General features: G+C 69.8%; 18 protein-coding genes. 10 read left to right on the top strand and 8 right to left on the bottom strand.

The features are described from left to right. Window positions 1-5 precede the first annotated feature (5 nt). A complete protein-coding gene (locus ABTW65_RS06945) occupies window positions 6-2,978 on the top strand; it encodes a bifunctional [glutamine synthetase] adenylyltransferase/[glutamine synthetase]-adenylyl-L-tyrosine phosphorylase (protein ID WP_350659231.1) in 2,973 nt (990 codons plus the stop codon). Between the two features lie 3 nt (window positions 2,979-2,981). On the opposite strand, the gene ABTW65_RS06940 is transcribed toward ABTW65_RS06945, so the two are convergent. Then, on the bottom strand, window positions 2,982-4,199 hold the full coding sequence (locus ABTW65_RS06940) for an MHYT domain-containing protein (RefSeq protein ID WP_350659230.1): 1,218 nt from the start codon (window positions 4,197-4,199) through the stop codon (window positions 2,982-2,984). 191 nt (window positions 4,200-4,390) lie between these two features. On the opposite strand from ABTW65_RS06940, the gene ABTW65_RS06935 reads away from it, so the two are divergent. Both ABTW65_RS06935 and ABTW65_RS06930 read left to right on the top strand, forming a co-directional pair. Then, on the top strand, window positions 4,391-5,089 hold the full coding sequence (locus tag ABTW65_RS06935; protein ID WP_350659229.1) for a spermidine synthase: 699 nt from the start codon (window positions 4,391-4,393) through the stop codon (window positions 5,087-5,089). A gap of 10 nt (window positions 5,090-5,099) precedes the next feature. Further along, window positions 5,100-5,576 (top strand): YbaK/EbsC family protein, encoded by a 477-nt coding sequence (locus ABTW65_RS06930; protein ID WP_350659228.1) that lies wholly within the window; start codon window positions 5,100-5,102, stop codon window positions 5,574-5,576. An 83-nt stretch (window positions 5,577-5,659) separates the two neighbouring features. Here the strand turns inward: ABTW65_RS06930 and ABTW65_RS06925 are convergent, their stop codons facing one another. Continuing rightward, window positions 5,660-5,863 (bottom strand): cold-shock protein, encoded by a 204-nt coding sequence (locus ABTW65_RS06925; RefSeq protein ID WP_091053181.1) that lies wholly within the window; start codon window positions 5,861-5,863, stop codon window positions 5,660-5,662. 325 nt (window positions 5,864-6,188) lie between these two features. Here ABTW65_RS06925 and ABTW65_RS06920 point away from each other — a divergent pair, with 325 nt between their 5' ends. Continuing rightward, window positions 6,189-7,811, top strand: a complete 1,623-nt coding sequence (locus tag ABTW65_RS06920; RefSeq protein ID WP_350659227.1) for a glycoside hydrolase family 13 protein — start codon at window positions 6,189-6,191, stop codon at window positions 7,809-7,811. Window positions 7,812-7,957: 146 nt separating this feature from the next. On the opposite strand, the gene ABTW65_RS06915 is transcribed toward ABTW65_RS06920, so the two are convergent. The 4 genes from ABTW65_RS06915 to ABTW65_RS06900 all read right to left on the bottom strand — a co-directional run bounded on the left by ABTW65_RS06915 (window position 7,958) and on the right by ABTW65_RS06900 (window position 11,184). Then, the gene (locus ABTW65_RS06915; protein WP_350659225.1) at window positions 7,958-8,935 is read right to left on the bottom strand and encodes an ABC transporter substrate-binding protein; all 978 of its coding nucleotides are present in this window, start codon (window positions 8,933-8,935) and stop codon (window positions 7,958-7,960) included. An 81-nt stretch (window positions 8,936-9,016) separates the two neighbouring features. Continuing rightward, window positions 9,017-9,415: a DUF1707 SHOCT-like domain-containing protein gene (locus ABTW65_RS06910; protein WP_350659224.1), complete on the bottom strand. Its 399-nt coding sequence runs from the start codon at window positions 9,413-9,415 to the stop codon at window positions 9,017-9,019. Between the two features lie 131 nt (window positions 9,416-9,546). Then, window positions 9,547-10,467 (bottom strand): AEC family transporter, encoded by a 921-nt coding sequence (locus tag ABTW65_RS06905; protein WP_350659223.1) that lies wholly within the window; start codon window positions 10,465-10,467, stop codon window positions 9,547-9,549. A 3-nt stretch (window positions 10,468-10,470) separates the two neighbouring features. Further along, on the bottom strand, window positions 10,471-11,184 hold the full coding sequence (locus tag ABTW65_RS06900) for a GntR family transcriptional regulator (protein WP_350659222.1): 714 nt from the start codon (window positions 11,182-11,184) through the stop codon (window positions 10,471-10,473). Window positions 11,185-11,316: 132 nt separating this feature from the next. On the opposite strand from ABTW65_RS06900, the gene ABTW65_RS06895 reads away from it, so the two are divergent. The 4 genes from ABTW65_RS06895 to ABTW65_RS06880 are packed head-to-tail and all read left to right on the top strand — an operon-like array spanning window position 11,317 to window position 15,260. After that, entirely contained in the window at window positions 11,317-12,600 is a 1,284-nt protein-coding gene (locus ABTW65_RS06895) for an MFS transporter (protein WP_350659221.1), read from the top strand. Beyond that, the gene (locus tag ABTW65_RS06890; protein WP_350659220.1) at window positions 12,597-13,559 is read left to right on the top strand and encodes a phosphoglycerate dehydrogenase; all 963 of its coding nucleotides are present in this window, start codon (window positions 12,597-12,599) and stop codon (window positions 13,557-13,559) included. The genes ABTW65_RS06895 and ABTW65_RS06890 overlap by 4 nt, the downstream gene beginning before the upstream one ends. Beyond that, window positions 13,556-14,950: an acyclic terpene utilization AtuA family protein gene (locus ABTW65_RS06885; RefSeq protein WP_350659219.1), complete on the top strand. Its 1,395-nt coding sequence runs from the start codon at window positions 13,556-13,558 to the stop codon at window positions 14,948-14,950. Before ABTW65_RS06890 ends, ABTW65_RS06885 begins: the two co-directional genes overlap by 4 nt. Then, on the top strand, window positions 14,943-15,260 hold the full coding sequence (locus ABTW65_RS06880; RefSeq protein WP_350659218.1) for a DUF4387 domain-containing protein: 318 nt from the start codon (window positions 14,943-14,945) through the stop codon (window positions 15,258-15,260). The genes ABTW65_RS06885 and ABTW65_RS06880 overlap by 8 nt, the downstream gene beginning before the upstream one ends. On the opposite strand, the gene ABTW65_RS06875 is transcribed toward ABTW65_RS06880, so the two are convergent. Continuing rightward, the gene (locus ABTW65_RS06875; RefSeq protein ID WP_350659217.1) at window positions 15,257-15,961 is read right to left on the bottom strand and encodes an SGNH/GDSL hydrolase family protein; all 705 of its coding nucleotides are present in this window, start codon (window positions 15,959-15,961) and stop codon (window positions 15,257-15,259) included. The two genes, ABTW65_RS06880 and ABTW65_RS06875, sit on opposite strands and share 4 nt — an antisense overlap. 269 nt (window positions 15,962-16,230) lie before the next feature. Between ABTW65_RS06875 and ABTW65_RS06870 the strand changes: the two genes are divergently transcribed. Next, a complete protein-coding gene (locus tag ABTW65_RS06870; protein WP_350659216.1) occupies window positions 16,231-18,123 on the top strand; it encodes an Asp23/Gls24 family envelope stress response protein in 1,893 nt (630 codons plus the stop codon). Between the two features lie 512 nt (window positions 18,124-18,635). After that, window positions 18,636-19,928, top strand: a complete 1,293-nt coding sequence (locus ABTW65_RS06865; RefSeq protein ID WP_350659215.1) for an HNH endonuclease — start codon at window positions 18,636-18,638, stop codon at window positions 19,926-19,928. A gap of 12 nt (window positions 19,929-19,940) precedes the next feature. On the opposite strand, the gene ABTW65_RS06860 is transcribed toward ABTW65_RS06865, so the two are convergent. After that, window positions 19,941-20,363, bottom strand: a complete 423-nt coding sequence (locus ABTW65_RS06860) for a carboxymuconolactone decarboxylase family protein (RefSeq protein WP_350659214.1) — start codon at window positions 20,361-20,363, stop codon at window positions 19,941-19,943. Between the last annotated feature and the right edge of the window lie 14 nt (window positions 20,364-20,377).

The following is a 20,377-nucleotide window of genomic DNA, read 5'->3' as shown; positions in this document are numbered from 1 at the left end:
GGGCCATGACGTTGCCAGGCAAGGGCGAGCTGCTCCGGCTCGGCTTCAACGATCCGGACACGGCCCTGGCGGATCTGGCAGGTCTCGGCGCAGGCACGCATGAACTGCTGGCGATCCTGGGTCAAGCGGCCGACCCCGACGCGGCGCTGGCCGGACTGGTCATGCTCGCCGAGTCCCAGGGCGGCGGCTTCGTCGAGGAGCTCGCCGGAGATGAGGGCACCGCGATGCGGCTGGTCTCGGTGCTCGGCGCCTCGCCCGCGCTGACCGACCACCTGGCCCGCCATCCCGGTCACTGGCGCGAGCTGGCCGACCCGACTCTCGGCACGACCAGGCCCGCTGCGTACGTCTTCCGGGCCTCGCTGCTCGAGGCGGTCGGCGCGAAGCCGGGTGCCGAGTGCCCGGTGGCCACGATCCCGGACGCGGAGGCGGTCGACGCGCTGCGGGTGGAGTACCGCCGCTGGCTGCTCCGGCTGGCCGCCCGCGACCTGGCCCACCAGCTCCCGGTCGACGACGTCGCCGCCGAGCTCTCCGACCTGGCCTGCGCGACCCTCGACGCCGCGCTCGCGGTCGCCCGCGCGCGGGTGGGGGAGGAGGCCGACGCCGTCCGGCTGGCCGTCGTCGCGATGGGCAAGTGCGGCGGCCACGAGCTCAACTACGTCTCCGACGTCGACGTGATCTTCGCCCACGAGGCCGCCGACGGGGTCGGCGACGACGTCTCGCTGCGGGTGGCCACCCAGCTCGCCAGCAACCTCATCCACGTCTGCTCGGCCCACACCGGCGAAGGCACCATCTGGCCGGTCGACGCCGCGCTGCGCCCGGAGGGCAAGGCGGGCGCACTCTCGCGCACGATCCCCGGCCACGTCGGCTACTACGAGCGCTGGGCGAGCACCTGGGAGTTCCAGGCGCTGCTCAAGGCCCGCCCTGCCGCGGGCGACCTCGCGCTGGGCCGGGCCTACGTCGATGCCGTCAACCCGTTCGTGTGGAAGGCCGCCGAGCGCGACGGCTTCGTCTCCGACACCCAGAAGATGCGGCGCCGGGTCATCGCCCACATCCCGTCGCGGGAGGCCGACCGCGAGCTCAAGCTCGGCGCCGGCGGTCTGCGCGACGTGGAGTTCGCCGTGCAGCTGCTGCAGCTGGTCCACGGTCGCACCGACACCGGGATCCGCCAGCCCACCACGCTCTCCGCGCTGGCGGCGCTGACCCGCTCCGGCTACGTCGGGCGCGAGGACGGCGAGGCCATGCACGAGGCCTACGCGTTCCTACGGCGGATGGAGCACCGGCTCCAGCTCTACCGGCTGCGGCGCACCCACGTCGTCCCCGACGACGAGGAGTCGCTGCGCTGGCTGGCACGCTCGCTCGGCTACCTGCGTGACCCGGTCGTGCGGCTGAAGAAGGAGTGGGGGCACCAGCGGATCGAGGTACGCCGCCTCCACGAGAAGCTCTTCTACCGACCGCTCCTCGACTCGGTCGCCCGGATCCCGTCCGGCCAGGCCCACCTCTCCTCGAAGGCTGCCGAGGAGCGGCTGAACGCACTGGGCTACGCCGATCCGAAGGCCGCGCTGCGACACCTGGAGGCGCTCACCACGGGCGTCTCCCGGCGCGCCGCGCTGCAGCGGGCGCTGCTGCCGGTGATGCTGCAATGGCTCTCCGAGGGCTCCGACCCCGACGCCGGGCTCTTCGGGTTCCGCCGGATCTCGGATGCCCTCGGCGCCACGCCCTGGTATCTGCGCTCCCTGCGCGACGAGGGCCTGGTCGCACAACACTTCGCCACGATCCTGTCCACCTCGCGCTACACCACCGCACTGCTCGAGCGGGAGCCCGAAGCGCTGCGCCTCCTGGGTCACGACCTCGCGCCACTCTCGGCCGAGGCGCTGACCGACGAGATGGTCGCCCGCGCCGCCCGCCGTCGCACCACCACCTCCGCCGAGGAGGCCGTACGCCACATCCGGGCGATCCGCCGCCGAGAGCTGTTCCGGATCTCGGCCGCCGAGCTCCTCGGCGAGGCCGGGATCGACACGATCGGCGCCGCCCTGTCCCGGCTGACCGACGCCACCCTCGAGGCATCGCTGCGCACGGTCGTGGCAGAGGAGGTCGCCCGCCGTGGGATCGACGGGCCTCCGACGCGGATCGCCATCATCGCGATGGGCCGCTATGGCGGGTTCGAGCTGTCCTACGCCTCCGATGCCGACGTCCTCTTCGTCCACCGACCGGTCGAGGGCGCCGACCCGGGAGAGGCGACCCAGTTCGCGCTCAAGGTCATCGCCGATCTGCGCCGGCTGCTCGCCCTCCCCGGCGCCGACCCGCCACTGGAGATCGACGCCGACCTGCGCCCCGAGGGGCGGCAGGGCACGCTGGTGCGGACGCTGCCGGCCTACGCCTCCTACTACGCGAAGTGGTCGGGCATCTGGGAGTCGCAGGCGCTGCTGCGGGCCGACGCCGTCGTCGGCGACCTGCAGCTACGCGAAGCGTTCACCGAGATGATCGACCCGCTGCGCTACCCCGAGGGCGGGCTCAGCGAGGACGACATCATCGAGGTGCGCCGCATCAAGGGTCGTGTCGACCACGAGCGGCTGCCGCGTGGCGCCGACCCCAACACCCACCTCAAGCTCGGCCGCGGCGGGCTCGCCGACATCGAGTGGACCGCCCAGCTGTTGCAGATGCGGCATGCGTACGCCGTCCCGGGGCTGCGCACGCCACGCACGGTCGAGGCGCTGGAGGCCGCCCGCGACGCCTCGCTGATCGAGGCCGACGACGCCGAGACCCTCATCGAGGCCTGGCGGATGGTCAGCCGGGTCCGCAACGCGGTCACGCTCGCGCGCGGCCGCCCGGCGGACTCATTGCCCGCCGGGCCGGTCGAGCAGCACGCCGTCGCGGCCATCCTCGGCTATCCGGCAGGCGCGACCGATGAGCTGGTCAACGACTACCTGAGGATGACCCGCCTCGCCCACGGTGTGGTCGAGCGCGTCTTCTGGGAATAAGCCCTAGAGGTTGTTGTCGTTGCGCGGCGGCAGCCAGCCCGGGGTACGCGGCGGCCGAGGCTGCTGCGGCTGGGCCGGCGGCTGGTTGTTCTCCTCGTCGTCGGGCTGTCCACCCTGCGGGTTGAACATGTCCGTCCGTCGCTCCGGGAAGCCGTTGGAGGGCTGCTGGGCGTAGGGCCGGGGCGTCCAGCGTCCGTTCTGCGGCCGCAGCTGGGCCGGACGCTGGGGGCGCTCGCCCGGGCTCTGCGGTCGCTGGGAGAACATGCTGCTGATGCCTCCGCCGGCGGGCTGGTTCGCCTGCGGGCTGCCGGAGGCGGCCGGCTGACGCGTCGGGAGCGGCTGCAGAGGCTGCCGCGGCTGCTGGAGCATGTCGGGCTCGTGACCGGAGAAGGACTGCCCCAGGGCCAGCCGCTGCGGCATCATCGGGTGGGCACCGGAGTCGGAGGTGCCCGGCCGCTGGTCCGGGGTCCACGGGTCGTCGAGATCGTCGTTGATGCCCGCGAACATGGTCGCGAAGCCGATCACGATCAGCATGCCTGCCGAGATCGCGAAGATCGGCATCGCCAGGTAGACCGGGTCGGCACCGCTGACGTGACCGAGCTTGTCGTCGGGGGAGCTGTGGATCTCGAGAGCGAGCATGCCGGTGTAGTGCATGACGCACACGCCGATGCCCATGATGATGGCGGCACCCACGCGCATCAGCGGCGTGGTGACGTTGAAGGCGAAGAAGAGCGCGAGCGCCGAGGCGACCAGCGCGATGACGACGGAGGCCACGACCACCGCCGGCTTCCAGACCATGTCGGCGCTCATGTCCATCGCGTACATGCCGGTGTAGTGCATCGCGCACACGCCGGCACCGGTGACCAGGCCACCGACGATGTAGCCCGCGTTGCCGCGCATGGCGGTCGCGATGAGCATGCCGACCATCGCCGCGCTGATGGCGACTGCGAGCGAGATGAGCGTGGTGCCGACGTCGAGGGCGTACGCCACATGGCTGTCGAAGGCGAGCATGCCGATGAAGTGCATCGACCAGATCGCGCCGCCGCCGATCGAAGCGGCCGCGCCGAAGAGCCAGAGCCAGGCGCCGGCGCCTGCGCCACGACGGCGAGCGCGGGTCGCACAGGTCAGACCGACCCATGAACCGAGTACGGAGATGATGAACGACATCCCGACCAGGGGTTGGCTGAACGCCCCGATCGTGACTTCTTCGATGCTTGTCACGCTGCTTTGACTTCCTCTCGTTCCTCGCCGGACGGGGTGTGGGGGATCGGCGAGGTAGATCTGGAGACATGCGTGGATGCCCCAAGGGGTATCCGAGATGCATCCATAGCGGGCAATCGTTCCGTCGTTGCGCAGGTCACAATAGAGGAACAGGTCCCCCATTTCCACGTGGGGGGTAGGGTATCTCCGCTATGGCCGACGATGTATATGTGCTCGAGCTGGACGATATGCAGCAATCGGCTGTCGATCTGGGGGACCCGACCCGCCTCGTGTTCGACTACATGAGGCGTATCGGGGATGTTATCGACCGACTGCCTCCAGGGCCAGTGCGAGTTCTACATATCGGTGGCGCTGCGATGACGTTGCCGCGCTATGTCCACGCGACCCGGCCGCGCTCTTCCCAGATCGTCCTCGAGCCGTCGATCGAGATCATCGAGCGCGTACGCAGCGAGGCACCGCTCCCGCCACGCAGCGGCATCAAGGTGCGCCCGGTCGACGGGAAGAGCGGCATCAGCGGCGTACGCGACGGCTTCGCCGACATGGTGATCCTTGACGCCTTCGACGGCGGCCGCACCCCGGACGAGCTCACCTCCGCCGCCTTCATCGAGGACGTACGCCGCGTCCTCGCCCCCTCCGGGGTCTTCGTCGCCAACCTCGTCGACCGGGCGCCGTTCCCTCAGGCGCGTGACTTCGTCGCAGCGGCCCGGGACCTCGGCGACATGGTCGTCGGCGTCGAGCCGGCGACGATGAAGGGCCGCCGGGCCGGCAACCTGGTGATCGTCTGCGGCACGGTGCCGGAGTCGCCGTTCGGGTCGCCCTCCCCGATGGAGTACCGGATCTTCACCGACCGCGCCGTCGCCGACTCCTTCGGGGGCGGGACGCGCCGCTAGGCTGGCGGGCATGTCGATCGAGCTGGCCCGCACCCACCTGGACCGATTCGGACGCGGTGGGGACATCATCGAGTCGGTGGAGTCGAAGGCGACCGTCGAGCTCGCCGCGGCCGCGCTCGGCGTCTCGCCGGCGGAGATCGCCAAGACGATCAGCCTCTACACCGAGGACCGGACCGCCGCGATCCTCATCGTCGCGGCAGGGGACGCCAAGATCGCCAACGCCAAATTCAAGGCCCACTTCGGCACCAAGGCGCGGATGCTCGCCGCCGAGGACGTCGAGCCGATGACGGGCCACGCGATCGGCGGCGTCTGCCCGTTCGGCAACCCGGCGTCGGCCGAGGTCTGGCTCGACGCCTCGCTGAAGCGCTTCGACATGGTCTACCCGGCCGCGGGCAGCGCCAACACGACCATCGCGCTCACTCTCGGCGACCTGGAGACGATCAGCGAGGCCCGGGGCTGGGTCGACGTCACCAGGCTTCCCGAGTAGGCACCGACACCAAAAGGGGGACAGCCCCGCCCTGCCGAAGCAGGAACGGGGCTGCCTTGCTGAAAGGTCAGCTAGGTCTTTGGTCAGACCGGGCGGACGTTCTCGGCCTGCGGGCCCTTGGGGCCCTGGGTGACGTCGAACTCGACGCGCTGGTTCTCGTCCAACGTCTTGTAGCCGTTGGTCTGGATCGCGGAGAAGTGCACGAAGACGTCGTCGCCCCCGTTGTCCTGGGCGATGAAGCCGAAGCCCTTGTCGCCGTTGAACCACTTCACGGTTCCCTGAGTCATGAATCTAATCCTTGTGTACACAGGGCGACTCCGTGCCGCCCTTTGGGCGTTGAATCCACGAGTCCTGATTTCTGCTTCTGCGGAAGACCAAGTGCTACACGAACGGTCACCGAGAGCAACCGCGAAGCGCGTGGGGACGCCTCCTTCAACGCGGACAAGCCTACATCCCACAAGCCGACTTCGGGCAACCCCTGTTTTTCGGCGTTTCAGGAGCCGGATCCGATCGAAAAACGGACCGCTGCGGGCTGCCCGGTTTTGACAACCCCGAGCATCACATCGACAAGATCGGGGTACTGGTGGCCAACCGACGAGAATAGGGGTCCACGTGGACCAGCCATGGTGGCGTGAAGCCGTCGCATATCAGATCTACCCGCGTTCGTTCGCGGACTCGAACGGCGACGGGCTCGGTGACCTGCAGGGGATCACCGACCACCTGGACTACCTCGCCGCGCTGGGCGTCGACGCGATCTGGATCTGCCCGTTCTACACCTCCCCGCAGAACGATCACGGTTACGACGTCGCCGACTACTGCGACGTCGACCCGATCTTCGGCACGCTGGCCGACGCCGACCACCTGATCGCGCGTGCTCACGAGCTCGCCCTGAAGGTGATCGTCGACCTGGTCCCCAACCACACCTCCTCGGCACACCCGTGGTTCGTGGAGGCGCGCGCGGCCGAACCTGGGTCGCCGGCGAGGGACCGCTACATCTTCCGCGACGGCCGCGGCGAGAACGGCGAGGAGCCGCCCACCAACTGGCGCTCGGTCTTCGGCGGTCCGGCGTGGACGCGGATCGAGGACGGGCAGTGGTATCTGCACCTCTTCGACGACGACCAGCCCGATCTCAACTGGCACAACCCCGAGGTGGTCGAGGAGTTCACCAAGATCCTGACCTTCTGGCTCGACCGGGGCGTGGACGGCTTCCGGGTCGACATCGCCCACGGGCTCTTCAAGGAGCTGCGCGACCAGGTCGTCCCCGAGGGGCTCGCGCTGACCTCGGACGCCGCGGTGATGTACGAGCGCGGCGTCACCGACGCGCCGATGTGGGACAACCTGGGCGTCCACGAGATCTACCGCGCCTGGCGCAAGCTGATCGACTCCTTCGACGGTGACCGGATGATGGTCGCCGAGGCCTGGACACCCGGCCCGGCGGAGCTGCGGCGCTACGTACGTGCCGACGAGTTCAACCAGGCGTTCAACTTCTCCTGGCTGCAGGCGCCCTGGTCGGCCGAGGCGTTCAAGGAGGTCATCGGCTCGACGCTGAAGGCGCTCGGTCCTTCGCGCGCGGCGCCGACCTGGGTCCTGTCCAACCACGATGTCGTACGCCACCGCTCGCGCTACGGCGACGGACTGCAGGCGCTCCACCGGGCGCGCGCGGCGACACTGACGATGCTGGCGCTTCCGGGGTCTGCGTACCTCTACCAGGGAGAGGAGCTAGGCCTGCCACAGGTCTATCTACCGCCTGAGTATCAGGAGGATCCGTGGTCGGAGACCGGTGAGGGTGGTCGTGACGGCTGCCGGGTGCCGTTGCCGTGGAGCGGTTTCGAACCGCCCTTCGGGTTCAGCCAGGTGCCCGACGAGGACCTGCCCACCCAGCCGTGGCTGCCGCAGCCGGCCGAGTGGGTGGACCTCACCGTGGCTGCCCAGAACGGTGTCCGGGACTCCACGCTGGAGTTCTACCGGGCGGCGCTGTCGGCGCGCCGGGCCTTCGCGCTCGGTGCCGACGAGGACGTGGAGATCCTGGACGCGCCCGAGGGCGTGGTCTCGTTCCGTCGCGGCGGGGTCGGTGGGTCGCCGGACACCAGGACCGACCTGATCGTCGTCCTCAACTGCGGCATGGAGCCGACGCCGCTCCCTGAGGGCGAGATCGTGATGTACAGCGGCGACCCGGTCGTGGGCGACCTGCCCACCGATGCGGCGGTCTGGATCATCGCGCCCTCGGTCGAGTGATCCCGGGCTGGTGATCCTGGGCCGGGCGCTCTCCCTGCTTGGCCCTCTGGATCAGCTCGTAGACGTGTGCGCGCAGCTCCGCGAAGGATCACCGTCGGCCGGTTGGAGTACGCCCAGGGCGGCGTCCCGGCCGCGGCCGGCGAGGGTCATGGAAGCAGGGCGTCGACGTCCGGGTCCTTGGCGAACAGACTGTCGGCCTTCGAGAGGTCCGCCAGCTTCTGGATCGACTCGGTGTCGATCTCGGAGGTCCACTGCGGCATGTTGAGCTCCGCGAGCACCTTGTCGTCGATGTCGGTGTAGGTCGGGAGGATCTTCTTGACCTCGTCCGGGTGCTGCTGGGCGTAGTCGAGCGACTCGTTCATCGCGGCGGTGAAGGCCTCGACGGTGTCGGCGTCGGACTCGGCGTAGTTGGTCGAGGTGAAGTACTCGGCGACCGCGAGGCCCGGGTCGGCGGCGACGAAGTTGGAGCCGAGGTCGGTCATGCCGCCCTGGGTGCCGATGGTGAGGAACGGCTCGACGACCTGGCCCGCGTCGACGTCGCCCTTCTCGATGGCCGGGCCGATCTCGGGGAAGGCCAGCTCGACGTACTCGATCTTGGTCGGGTCGCCACCGTCCTGACGGACGAGCTCGTTGGTGGTCGTCGTGTTGATGTTCTTGAGCGTGTTGACCGCGACCTTCCTGCCCTCCAGGTCCTTGGGGGAGGCGATGTCGCTGCCGGCCTTGACCAGGACGCCGGCCATGTCGGCCTCCGGGTCGTCGGTGGCGTTGACGCCGGCGGTGACGACCTCGATCGGGACGTCCTCGGTCTGGGCCAGGAGCAGGGAGGTCGTGTTGGAGAAGCCGAAGTGGTACTGACCGCTGGCCACCGCGGGGACGATCGCCGCACCGCCCTGGTCGAGCTCGAGGCTGACGTCGAGGCCCTGCTCCGTGAAGAAGCCCTTCTCCACGCCGAGATAGATGGGGGCGACATCGACGATCGGGATCACGCCGACGGTGATCTCGGTGGCGCCGCCGGCACCCTCATCCGCGGACCCGCCACCACACGCGCTGAGCGCGAGCGGCAGGGCGAGGACGAGCGCGGTTGCCAGACCGCGAGGCGCGGTGCGGGCAGGAGAGCGGTTCATGGGGGACTCCTCGGGGCTGTGGGGTAGCGACCGCGGCACAACCTAGTGGTGCGACCCCGGGGAGGCCATCGAATCCGGAGTTCAGTGCACGGAACGATGGCAGTGCTGGCGGTTGGAGTGGGAGTGGTGGTGCTTCTTGCGGAAGACGAGCGCCCCGACCGCGATCGCGGCGAAGACCCACCACGGCACGCCCATCACGACCAGCCCGATCGCCACGAGCAGGAAGCAGGCGACCAGCGGGAAGGCCCGCGGGCGGCCCCGGCGCGGCCGGCGAGCGACCTGTGGCGGCTGCGGCGCGCTCTTCGGCAAGTCGGTGAAGAGCATCTCCACGTCGGCACGGACCTTCGCGGACCAGACCGCGTCCAGGCGCTCGTAGTAGTCGTCGTCGGTGAGCCGGCCGGTCGAGTAGTGCTCGGCGAGCCTCGCCGACGCCTCCTCCCGATCGGCCTCGCTCACCCGCAGGTTGTCGAGGTTGCTCATGTCATCTCCCTTGTGAAGGCTGCATCGACTGTCGGCGTAGTGTCCCGATATATCGCGAGGGTACGCCTGAAGAGATGCCGTCGCAAGGGACTTTGGTCGGCTCGGGGCTGGCCCTTGCGCTGGTTCTGGGGCTAGGTGAGCAGCAGTACGACCAGCAGGATCGCCGGCACCGTGGCCAGCGTGCTGACGAAGATGACGTCGCGGGCCAGCAGGGTGGACCGGTTGTAGCGCTGCGCGACGACGAACACGTTCTGGGCGGTCGGCAGCGCGGAGAGCACGGTCACGGCCAGCAGCGCCTCGGCGTCGAGGCCGAGCACGAACCGCCCGATGACGTACGCCGCCACCGGCTGCACGATCTGCTTGGTCGCGACCACGGCCGCCAGGTCGAGCGCCGGTACGCCACGCCCGGGCAGCGGCCCGAGCCGGAGCGCGACGCCATAGGCGATCAGCATCGACGGGACCGCCATCCCGGCCACGAGCTCCAGCGGATCCGAGACCGGTGTGGGCAGGTCGAGATCGGTGACGGAGAGCGCCACCCCGATCAAGGAGGCGACGGTGATCGGGTTGGTCAGCGGGCGGCGGATCACGTCCCAGAACGACAGCTTCGTCGTGCTCGCGTCGGCGTCGAGCAGGACCAGCGCCAGCGGCTGGAGGACCAGCATCTGCAGCAGCAGCGTCGGCGCGACCAGGACCGGGTCGCCCAGGACGTACGCCGCGATCGGCAGGCCGAGGTTGCCGGCGTTGGCGTAGGAGCCGCACAGGACGGCGACCACCGTGTCGCCCAGGCCGCGGCGGCGCAACGTCTCGACGGTGGCCACGAGCGTGGCGGCGACGAGTACGCCGCCGGCGACCGCGACCAGGTTGCCCGAGAGCACGAAGCCGAGGTCGCTGTCGTCCATGACCGTGATCAGCAGCGCCGGGCTGGCGACGTAGAACGCGACCGTCGAGAGCGTCCGCTGTCCGCGCTCGTCGAGGATCCGGAGCTGGGCGAGCAGGGCACCGAGGGCGATGAGGACGGTGATCGTGGCGAAGCCGGTGAAGACCCCTGCCACGGACTAGATCTCGCGCCGCAGGTCGAGGAGTCCGCGGGCGGCGTGCTCGGTGACGATGCGCTCGGACTCGGCGGCGTCGCGGGCGCGCAGGGCGATCACGAGGGCGCGGTGCTCGGCGTAGCGGTCGGCGCCGAACTCGTCGCCGGCGAGCAGGTGCGCCCGGGAGATCTCCCGCTGCCGTGACCGGCTCAGCGAGCGGGACTGCTCGAGGAGGCGTACGAGAACCGGGTTGTGGGCAGCGGCGTTGACCTGCTCGTTGAAGCGGCCGAGGACGTCGAGGAAGCGGTCGGCGTGCTTCTCGACCGGCTTGGCGTCGCGATGGCGTGCCCGGATCAGGATGACCAGGTCGTCGGCCTCGTCGAGCAGTCGGTCGAGCTCGTCGAGCTCGCCGTCGGTCGCATGCCGCGCGGCGAACCGGGCGGCCAGGCCGCGCAGCGCGACCTCCACCTCGGCCAGGTCGTGGCTGGCGTCCTCCTCGATGCGAGCCACCAGGGTCGTACGCGGCCCCACCCGCTCCACGAGTCCGTCGAGCTCGAGCCGCCGGATCGCCTCGCGGACCGGGGTCGGGCTGACGCCGAGGCGTTCGGCCATGCCTCGCTCGGTCACCTTGGCGCCGGGCGCGAGCTCGCCGGAGCCGATCTGGCTGCGTAGGGCCTGATAGACGCGCTCGGCCACCGTCGTGGTCTCCGGCGTCGTCTCGGGAGAGGAGATCGACATGGTCCTGATCCTAGGCCACTTTTCCAACAGTGCCACCTCTTGACTGTTTTGCTGTAGCAAAACTACTGTGAGCGCCGCCACAGTTCGCAGGGTCCATGCCGGGACCATGCAGAGATCACGGAGGTCCGTCTCGTGAGCACCACCATCCCCACCGCACCACCACGGCAGCTCGGGCCTCGCCGGATCACCCTCCTCGTCGCACTGGCGGTCTTCGCCCAGGAGTCGATGTGGAACTTCTACGACAGCCAGGTGCCGCCGCTGCTGCGCGACCACCTGGCCAGCGCCGCCCTCGTCGGCTTCATCATGGGCATGGACAACCTGCTCGGCATCTTCATCCAGCCGTGGATGGCCAACCGGTCCGACCGGACCCGCACGCGCTGGGGCCGGCGGATGCCCTACCTCGCCGTCGGGATGCCGCTCGCGGCGCTGCTGTTCGTCACCCTGCCGCATACCGCGGACTCGCTGCCGCTGCTGATCGTCGTCATCGTCGCGTTCGCGCTGGTCTCGAACTCGTTCAAGCCGATCGGCGAGGCGCTGGTGCCCGACTTCATCGCCCCCGAGCGCCGCAGCCGTGCCAACGCCGCGGTCAAGATCGCCTCCAGCCTCACTGTCATCGTGGCGGCCGTGGTCAGCATCGTGCTGGTCGACGACCACCCGGCCCTCGCCTTCGCGGTGATCGCGCTGATCACGCTCGTATCGGTCACTGTGCTGTGCCTCTCGATCCGCGACAGCTCGTCGCCCGGCTATCAGGCGGCGGTGGCCGAGGACGCCGCGGAGGAGTCGACCGCGGTCGGACAGGCACGCATCCGCGACACGATCTGGGAGATCGTGCGCGACACCGACCGCAGCCGGCTGCTGCTGATCGTGGCGATCCTGGTCTTCGGCAGCGCCTGGGCCGGCTCGCGCGCGCTGGTCACGCCCTACGGCATGGAGACCCTCGGGCTCTCGCGAGGCGACGCCGGCGGGATCACCCTGCCGAGCGGGGTCGCGTTCCTGCTCGCGGCGTATCCGACCGCGCTGTTCGCCGAGCGCTTCGGCCGGCTGCGCACGATGATCGCGGGCATGGCGATCTTCGCATCCGCCATGCTCCTCGGCACCCTGGTGCAGACCCCGACCGGCACCGTCGTGGCGTTCTGCATCGGCGCCGCCGGCGCCTCGGCCTTCCTGGTCAACGCCGTCGTCGTGCTGTGGAACCTGGCGCCGTCGGCGCGGGTCTTCGGGACGTACGCAGCGCTCTATGCGGTGGGGTGGCAGAGCGGTGCCTTCCTCGGGCCGGCCCTGATCGGCGGAGCCGTCGACATCCTGGGCTGGCGCACGATGCTGCTCGACATCGCGGTCGTCGCGGCGGTCGCGGTCGTGATCGTGGTGCGGATCGACCGACTCCAGCGGCGCGGCGACGTCGAGAGGGCGGTGTGAGCGCGTTGGCCCGGATCCTGATCACCACCGACTACCTGCGGCCCGGCGACGAGGTCGACGACCTCCTCCGCTCCCGGGGCCATGAGACCCGCCACCGGTCCGGGGATCTGGTCGCGGACCTCGCCGGAGTGGAGGGAGCGCTGGTCGGTCACGACCCGCTCACCGCCGAGGTCCTCGCGTCCGCAGACCGCCTGAGAGCGGTCGTACGCACCGGGGTCGGCTACGACGCGATCGATGTCGAAGCGGCCGCGCGTGCCGGGATCACGGTCAGCAACCTGCCCGGGATCAACGCCAACGCGGTGGCCGAGTACACGATGGGACTTCTCCTCGCCTCCTCCCGCCGGCTGGTCGAGAGCGCGACCGGCGTCGCATCCGGCGGCTGGCCACGCGAGGACGGCCGCGAGCTGCGCGGGTCCACCCTCGGCCTGATCGGCTACGGCGCCGCTGCCCGTGCGGTCGTGCCGCTGGCCCGGGCTTTCGGGATGAGCGTGCTGTGCACCACCGCGGTCGCCGAGGCCGAGCGGACCGACCCGGAGGTCCGGTTCGTCGAGCTGCCCGAGCTGCTGGCATCCGCCGACTACGTCTCGGTCCACACCGCGCTCACCCCGCGCACGCGGGGGATGCTCGACGCCGCCGCTTTCGCGCTGATGAAGCCGGGGGCGGTGCTGGTGAACACCGCCCGCGGCGCGATCGTCGACGAGGACGCGCTCGTCGCTGCCGTACGCGAGGGCCGGATCGCCGCCGCCGCGCTCGACGTGGTCGCCGAGGAGCCGCTGCCGGCCGCGAGCCCGCTGCGCGGGGTGCCCGGCATCGTCGTCCACTCCCATCTGGCCGGGCAGACCGCCCAGGCCCGCCGGGCGGCCGGAGTCGAGGGAGCCCGGGAGCTCCTCGACGCCCTCGCGGGCCGCCCCAAACATGCCGTCAATGCCCACCTGATCGAGGAGAGAGACAACAGATGACCAGCGACAACGCTGACTCCGTCAGCATCTTGGTGCCCAGCGGAATGCTCGGCGCCGGGTTCCCGGAGGAGACGATCACCCGTGGGATCGCGCTGGGGGCGGACGTGATCGCCGTCGACGGCGGCTCCACCGACTCCGGCCCCTACTACCTGGGTGCCTCGAAGCCGAAGACCACTGCCGCCGCGGTCGCCCGCGACCTGCGGCTCCTGCTCCGCGCCGCGGCCGAGGCTGGGATCCCGCTCATCGTCGGCTCCTGCGGCACCAGCGGCACCGACGACGGCGTCGACTGGGTCGCCGGGATCGTCGCCAGGCTGCTCGCCGAGGAGGGCCTGTCGATGAAGGTCGCCCGCATCTACAGCGAGCAGCGCGCCGCCGATCTGAAGGAGCCGCTCGAGGCCGGCCGGATCCACCCGCTGCCGCCGCTGGGCGACCTCGACGTCGCGACCCTCGAGGACTGCACCCACATCGTCGCCATGATGGGCCACGAGCCGATCGCCGAGGCTCTCGTGGCCGGCGCTCAGGTGGTCCTGGCCGGGCGGGCGACCGACACGGCCAACGCCGCTGCGTACGCCTTGCTGAAGGGGATGCCCGCTGGGCCGACCTGGCACGCGGCCAAGATCGTCGAGTGCGGTGGCCAGTGCACGACCAACCCGCGGATGGGCGGCGTCTTCGCGACCATCGACCGCACCGGGTTCACCATCGAGCCGCTCGACGAGAGCGCCGCCTGCACGCCGATCTCGGTGGCCGCCCACATGCTGTACGAGACGGCGAACCCGTTCGAGATGCGGGAGCCGGACGGCACGCTGGACGTACGTGACGCGGTTTACACCGCGCTCGACGAGCGTCGGGTGCGTGTTGAGGGCTCGCGGTTCCATCACGCGGAGCAGCACACGATCAAGCTCGAGGGCGCCCGGATCACCGGCTACGAGACCATGTCGTTCTCCGCGATCCGGGACCCGCTGATCCTCAAGGACATCGAGGGCTGGGCCTCGCTGATGCATGTCGTGTTCACCCAGCGGGTCGAGCAGACCCTCGGCCTGACCAAGGACGATTACGACTACGACCTGCGTCTCTACGGCTACAACGCGGTCCTCGGCGACCTCGACCCGTCCACCGAGCCGCCGCGCGAGGTCGGTGTGATGCTGCTCGTCCGGGCTGCCGACCAGGCCCTGGCCACCGCGGTCGCCAAGGTCGCCAACCCCTTGATGCTGCACCTGCCGGCCCAGGACATGGACTACCTGCCCAGTCTGGCGTTCCCCGGGTCGCCGGCCGAGGTCGAGCGAGGCGCTGCGTACGAGTTCGTGCTCAACCACGCCGTCGACAGCCTCACGCCGACCGCCATGTTCCGCACCGAGTTCAGCACCGAGATGGGAGAGATGCACGATGCCTGAGACCACCCTGGGGGACCTCGCGACCGAGGTCCGCTCCAAGAACGCCGGGCCGTTCTGGATCACGATGGAGCTGTTCATGCGTGACGCCGAGGGCTACCGGATCGCGGCCGACGAGACGTTCCTCGACGAGGACGTCGTCGCCGGTCTCTACCGGGTCGATCCCGGGTCGGTCCAGATCTTCCGGATCCCGTCGCTCAACGTCGTCAAGATCTCCTACCCGCGCCCGGTCTCGCAGGGCTCGCTGCGAGACCGCGACACCCACGCCGGCCAGCACCACGTACCGCTCGCGCAGCTGGTTGTTCCCAACTAGAGATCGAGGTGGTCGCAGATCGCCCGCGCCCAGCGTTCATAGCCCGCCGGCGAGGCGTGGAACCCGTCGGCGGCGAAGAAGGACGGCTCCGCGGGACCGAGGTCGGCAGAGCTGACCCACTGCACCGACGTACGTCCCGCGCACACCAGCCGCGCTGCCACGTCGAGCGCCTTACCGCGCTCGGCGAGGTAGCGCCGCAGGGTGCGGGGGAGTGACGGGAACGCGCCGAACTCCGGGATCCCCGGAAGCACCGTGTGCGCGGCGTGCTCCTGGAGGGTCTCGACGATCGCGGTCAGATCGCGTGTCCAGGCCTCGACCGAGCGACGCGCGAGGATGTCGTTGACGCCCACCAGGAGCACCGCGAGGTCCCACTCGCCGGTGACCTTGGTGAGGATGCCGTGCCGGATCCGCTCGCTGGTCGCGCCGTACTTCCCGAGCGCCCGCCACTCGACCGGACGCTCGGTCCGCTTCGCGATCGCGCGCGCCATCCACCCGGCGAAGGCGAGGTCGTGCGTGGGCGCGCCGCGCCCGGACGCGGACGAGTCGCCGATGACCATCAGTCGCAGCGGGCTGGGTGCTTCCTCGGCCGTCGGCGCCGGCACGAAACCCTTCGTCGGACCCTCCGGACGCGGCTCCTTTCCGATGGTCCGGTGGACGTACGCGGCCTGTGCGGCGACCAGTGGGAGCAGCAGTGGATTCATCGTCTCTCCCCGAGCGTCCTTGTCGTGACGTACGTGCTCTTCTGTCGTTCTACAGCGCGTGCTCCGGTGGGTCTCCGACGTTGGCTGAACGGTGGGCGAATGTCCCCGGAAGGTTTGACACAGGCACTCCTCATCCCGGTCACCGTTGGGGTACAAGACAAGGGAATCAAAGACACGTGACCCGACTCACTGCGTGCCAGCCCTAGCATCACGCCCAGTTGTGAGCGCTCGACCAACAACCCTCCCCTCACTCGAAGGAATGCGAAGCCATGTCCGACTTCATCAGCGGCATCTTCAACCGAAACAAGAACGAGCAGCCAAAGGCCGGGGAGGGCGAGTCGACCGACGTCTCCGCCCCCGGCTACGGCGAGAACCTGGCCACCACCGAGGCCAGCGTGTACGTCACCGAGCCCCCCGCTTCGCCGGTCGCCGATCCGATTGCTGAGACCGTCACCGAGCCCGTCATCGAGCCCATCGCCGAGGTCCCCGCGGTCGACCCGCTCTCCGACCCCGAGCACGTCGTCACCGACACCGAGGAGGCCCCGGCCGCCGAGGTGGCCGAGCTCGCCGTCGAGACCGTCGAGATCAGTGGCGAGGTGGGCAGCGATGTCGTCGGCGAGGTCGCCGTGACCGAGCCCGTCGAGGCTCCTGTTGACGAGGTTCCGGCCGAGGCGGTCGAGACCGAGGGCACGTACGAGGCGCCGCTCGAGGGCGTCGACGCCGAAGCCCCCCTCGCCGAGACCACCGAGGAGGTCGAGGAGACCGTTGCCGAGGAGCCCGCTGTCGAGGAGGCGCCGGTCGACGAGGCGCCGGTCGAGACCGAGGCCGTTGTCGACGCCACCGACGCCGAGGTGACGGACGCTGCGGACGAGGTCGTCGCCGAGGAGGGTGTCGAGGACGCGGTTGAGGACGTTGCCGTCGAAGGTGCGACCGAGGACGTCGTCGAGGCCACCGAGACCGGTGAGGTGACCGAGGTCGAGGCCGACGCCGAGGACACCTTCGTGCCCGCTGACACGATCGAGTCCGCCGAGGCCGACGTCGAGGTGACCGATGTCGTCGAGGGTGGCGTCGAGGAGGTGCCGGCCGAGGCCGAGGAGACCGTCGTCGAGCCGGAGGGTGAGGCGCTCGCCGAGGAGGTCGCTGTCGTGGAGCCGACCGAGGTCGAAGACGCCGTAGTGACCGCTGACGAGGGTGAGGTGTCCGAGGTCGAGGTCGTCGAGTCGGACGCCGAGGTGACCGAGGAGACGTTCGAGTCGGCCGACCTGGCTGAGTCGGAGGAGGTCGACGCCGAGCCGGCCGACGAGGCTGTCGAGGAGGCTGCTGACGTGACCGAGTCGGTCGAGGGCGACGCGGAGATCGTCGACGTCGTCGAGGACGAGGCGCCGGCCGAGGAGATCGCTGTCGAGGACGCGTCCGGGGAAACCGAGGACGTCGTCCTGGCTCCCGAGGCCGACGACGCGACCGAGGTCGAGGTCGACGCTGAGGACACCGACGTGACCGTCGAGGCTGTTGACGAGCCTGCCGAGGAGATCGAGGAGATCGAGGAGATCGAGGAGGTCGAGGAGGTCGAGGCGGCCGTCGAGCCGACCGACGTTGTCGAGGAGGCGCCCGTGGAGACCGAGACCGAGGTCGAGGCCGCCGAGGCGATCGTCGACGACGCGGTGACCGAGGAAGCCGTCGAGGCGCCCGCCGATGAGGTCGCCGACGCTGTCGGCACCGTCACCGAGGAGGCCGAGTCGGTCGAGGAGCCGGCCGCCGTCGAGGAGATCGTGTCCGAGACCCCCGCGCCCGGCTTCGCCCCTGAGCCGGTCATCGAGCCGGAGCCGACCGCCGACTCGACCCTGACCGGCGTGCTGCGCGCCGCCCGTGCCGCCCGCGAGGAGCGCGGGAAGTCGACGGTGAGCGAGGGCCTCGTCGAGCGCCTGGTCCACCACATCGTGGCCAAGGTCGACGGCGTACACGCCATCGACGAGGAGGGCACCACCGTCGACATCGCCGACGACGTCGCCAACATCACCGTGTCCTACGTGATCGCGTACGGCACCCCGGTCAAGGCCAACGCCGTCACCATCCGCACCCAGGTCATCGAGGCCGTCGAGGACTACTTCGACATCGACGTCGAGGCCGTCGACGTCAACGTGAGCGACTTCTACATCGCCTGATCTTCGCCGGATGGCATGAGAGCCTCGGAGCGCGTCGCGCTCCGGGGCTCTCGCCCATCTCCGCTGGTCGAGCCGCCTTGCTCCGCTGGTCGAGCCGCCGGAGCCGCTATGCGACCGAGTGAGGCCGCCCGGCGAGCTTGCTCGTCCGGGCGCGCCGAGCGAGGGAGCACCCGAGCGAAGCGAGGGCGGCGGAGGCGTGTCGAGACCAACACGATCCGCTTCTCCGGGAAAGCTCGCTTGGCGACTGTTCTTCGTTTCTAGGTTCGCCGCCGACCCTTGATTTGAGTGTTTCTCGATCGCGCGCCGCGTCAAGGACGGGCTTCGCCCGCCGGCTTCGCCGGCCGCTTCGCGGTCCTTGACTCGGCACCCGATCGAGAAAGATCTCGCCTGTATCGGGGCGGCGGCGAGAGTGTGGCGCGGTGCTCAGGTGTCTTGTTCACTGACCGCGTAAATTGGACCTGACCTGCTTAAATGGGTCGCTTCATGGTGCTCTGTCGCATATAATAAGGCTCATGTACGAGACCATCGATCGCCTCCTTGCTGGGCCGCCTCCCGGTGTGTCCGAGGGTGAGTTGGTCGACTGGATCGCGCGCCTCGAAGAGGTCAAGTGCACTGCTGAGGCTGTCCAAGCCGAAGCAGCGGTGCGCCTCGAGGAAGCCGTCCGGGCACGCCAGACTGAGGCCGGGGTTCCGGCCCGCAAGCTTGGCGAAGGCGTGGCCTCGCAGGTCGCATTGGCGCGGCGGGTCTCACCCGAGAAGGGTGCGAAGCTCCTCGGGTTGGCGAAGGTCTTGATCGCGGAGATGCCGCACACCTTCGCTCTGATGAAGGCGGGCCTGTTCTCGCAGTGGCAGGCCACCGTCCTGGCCCGTGAAACTGCGTGCTTGTCGGTGGAGGACCGTCGGGTCATCGACTTCGAACTCTGTGCCACTGGGCCGGGCGGTGAGCTGGCGAAGGCGGTGTCGATGGGGCTGCGGCAGCTCGAGAACGCCGCCAAGAAGCTCGCCATCACCCTCGACCTAGCATCCGTCGTGGCCCGAGCGGCCAACGCCGAGAAGGACCTCCGCGTCAGCCTCCGCCCGGCACCCGACACGATGACCTGGCTCGGCGCACTATTGCCGGTCAAGGACGGGGTCGCCGTCTTTGCGGCACTGGATCAGGCCGCGAAGACCGCTGCGGCCGCAGGCGACGAGGGCACTCGCGGCCAGGTCATGGCCGACACCCTCGTCGACCGAGTCGCCGGACGTGAGGCTGGTAGCAAGCCTCGGATCGAGGTCAAGATCGTGATGACCGCAGACTCCCTCACTGGCGACGCAGATCAGCCGGCCGCGGTCGAGGGCTACGGGCCTGTCCCGGCGGGTTGGGCTCGCGAGGCGCTCAACGACGCGGAGGTGTTCGTCCGGCGGCTGTTCACCGACCCGGCCGGGCAGTTGGTCGCGATGGAATCACGTTCACGCAAGGCACCCGACGGGCTCGCGGAGTTCATCACCACCCGCGACGGAGGAATCTGCCGCACCAACGGCTGCGATGCCCCGATCCGCAACATCGACCACGTCGAGCGCCACGCGGATGGCGGTGAAACCAAAGCCGAGAACCTTCAAGGGCTGTGCGAGCGATGCAATCAAGCCAAGGAAGCCCTCGGCTGGCGGGCCAGACCCGGACCCAACGGCAGCATCATCACCATCACGCCCACCGGGCACACCTATGTCAGCCCGCCACCGGACACCTGGAAACCGGATCCACCGCCACTGTCCCGGGCTGAGTTCGGGCTGCGCGACGTACTCCTCGAATACACCCTCGCCGCCTGACCCATGCCACGGTCAGGCGAGGGGGAGGAGGTCGCGTTCGGCGAACACCTTCTTGGCGATGAAGGTGGCGTTGAGGGCGCGGGGGAAGCCGCAGTAGACCGCGGAGTGGAGGAATGCCTCGATGATCTGTTCGGGAGTGAGGCCTACGTTGAGGGCGGCGTTGATGTGGACCTCGAGCTGGGGCTCGCAGCCACCCAGGGCGGTGAGCATGCCGAGGGTGACGAGCTGTCGGTCCCGGGGCTCGAGGCCGGGGCGGGCATAGATCTCGCCGAAGCCCCAGGCGACCACCTGGTGGCCGAGCTCTGGGGCGATGTCGGCGAGGGAGTCGATCACGCGGGCGCCGGCCTCGCCGTCGACGGCGTCGAGGATCTGGCGGCCGTGGTCGTGGCGGGCGGCGCGGGCGGTGGGGTCCTGGGTCGGGTTCTCGTACGTCATGTCGCGCACGCTAG

The organism is Nocardioides sp. NPDC127503 (genome assembly GCF_040302165.1).
Lineage (GTDB): Bacteria > Actinomycetota > Actinomycetes > Propionibacteriales > Nocardioidaceae > Nocardioides.
Note: the sequence above shows the minus strand (reverse complement) of the source record. Positions and strands in the feature narration are given on the sequence as shown.

Excerpts from the sequence above, each read along its gene's own strand:
- ABTW65_RS06945 (WP_350659231.1), top strand. The coding sequence starts at position 6 with ATGACGTTGCCAGGCAAGGGCGAGCTGCTCCGGCTCGGCTTCAACGAT.
- ABTW65_RS06935 (WP_350659229.1), top strand. The coding sequence starts at position 4,391 with ATGGCCGACGATGTATATGTGCTCGAGCTGGACGATATGCAGCAATCG.
- ABTW65_RS06930 (WP_350659228.1), top strand. The coding sequence starts at position 5,100 with ATGTCGATCGAGCTGGCCCGCACCCACCTGGACCGATTCGGACGCGGT.
- ABTW65_RS06925 (WP_091053181.1), bottom strand. The coding sequence starts at position 5,863 with ATGACTCAGGGAACCGTGAAGTGGTTCAACGGCGACAAGGGCTTCGGC.
- ABTW65_RS06915 (WP_350659225.1), bottom strand. The coding sequence starts at position 8,935 with ATGAACCGCTCTCCTGCCCGCACCGCGCCTCGCGGTCTGGCAACCGCG.
- ABTW65_RS06910 (WP_350659224.1), bottom strand. The coding sequence starts at position 9,415 with ATGAGCAACCTCGACAACCTGCGGGTGAGCGAGGCCGATCGGGAGGAG.
- ABTW65_RS06900 (WP_350659222.1), bottom strand. The coding sequence starts at position 11,184 with ATGTCGATCTCCTCTCCCGAGACGACGCCGGAGACCACGACGGTGGCC.
- ABTW65_RS06885 (WP_350659219.1), top strand. The coding sequence starts at position 13,556 with ATGACCAGCGACAACGCTGACTCCGTCAGCATCTTGGTGCCCAGCGGA.
- ABTW65_RS06880 (WP_350659218.1), top strand. The coding sequence starts at position 14,943 with ATGCCTGAGACCACCCTGGGGGACCTCGCGACCGAGGTCCGCTCCAAG.
- ABTW65_RS06875 (WP_350659217.1), bottom strand. The coding sequence starts at position 15,961 with ATGAATCCACTGCTGCTCCCACTGGTCGCCGCACAGGCCGCGTACGTC.
- ABTW65_RS06870 (WP_350659216.1), top strand. The coding sequence starts at position 16,231 with ATGTCCGACTTCATCAGCGGCATCTTCAACCGAAACAAGAACGAGCAG.
- ABTW65_RS06865 (WP_350659215.1), top strand. The coding sequence starts at position 18,636 with ATGTACGAGACCATCGATCGCCTCCTTGCTGGGCCGCCTCCCGGTGTG.
- ABTW65_RS06860 (WP_350659214.1), bottom strand. The coding sequence starts at position 20,363 with ATGACGTACGAGAACCCGACCCAGGACCCCACCGCCCGCGCCGCCCGC.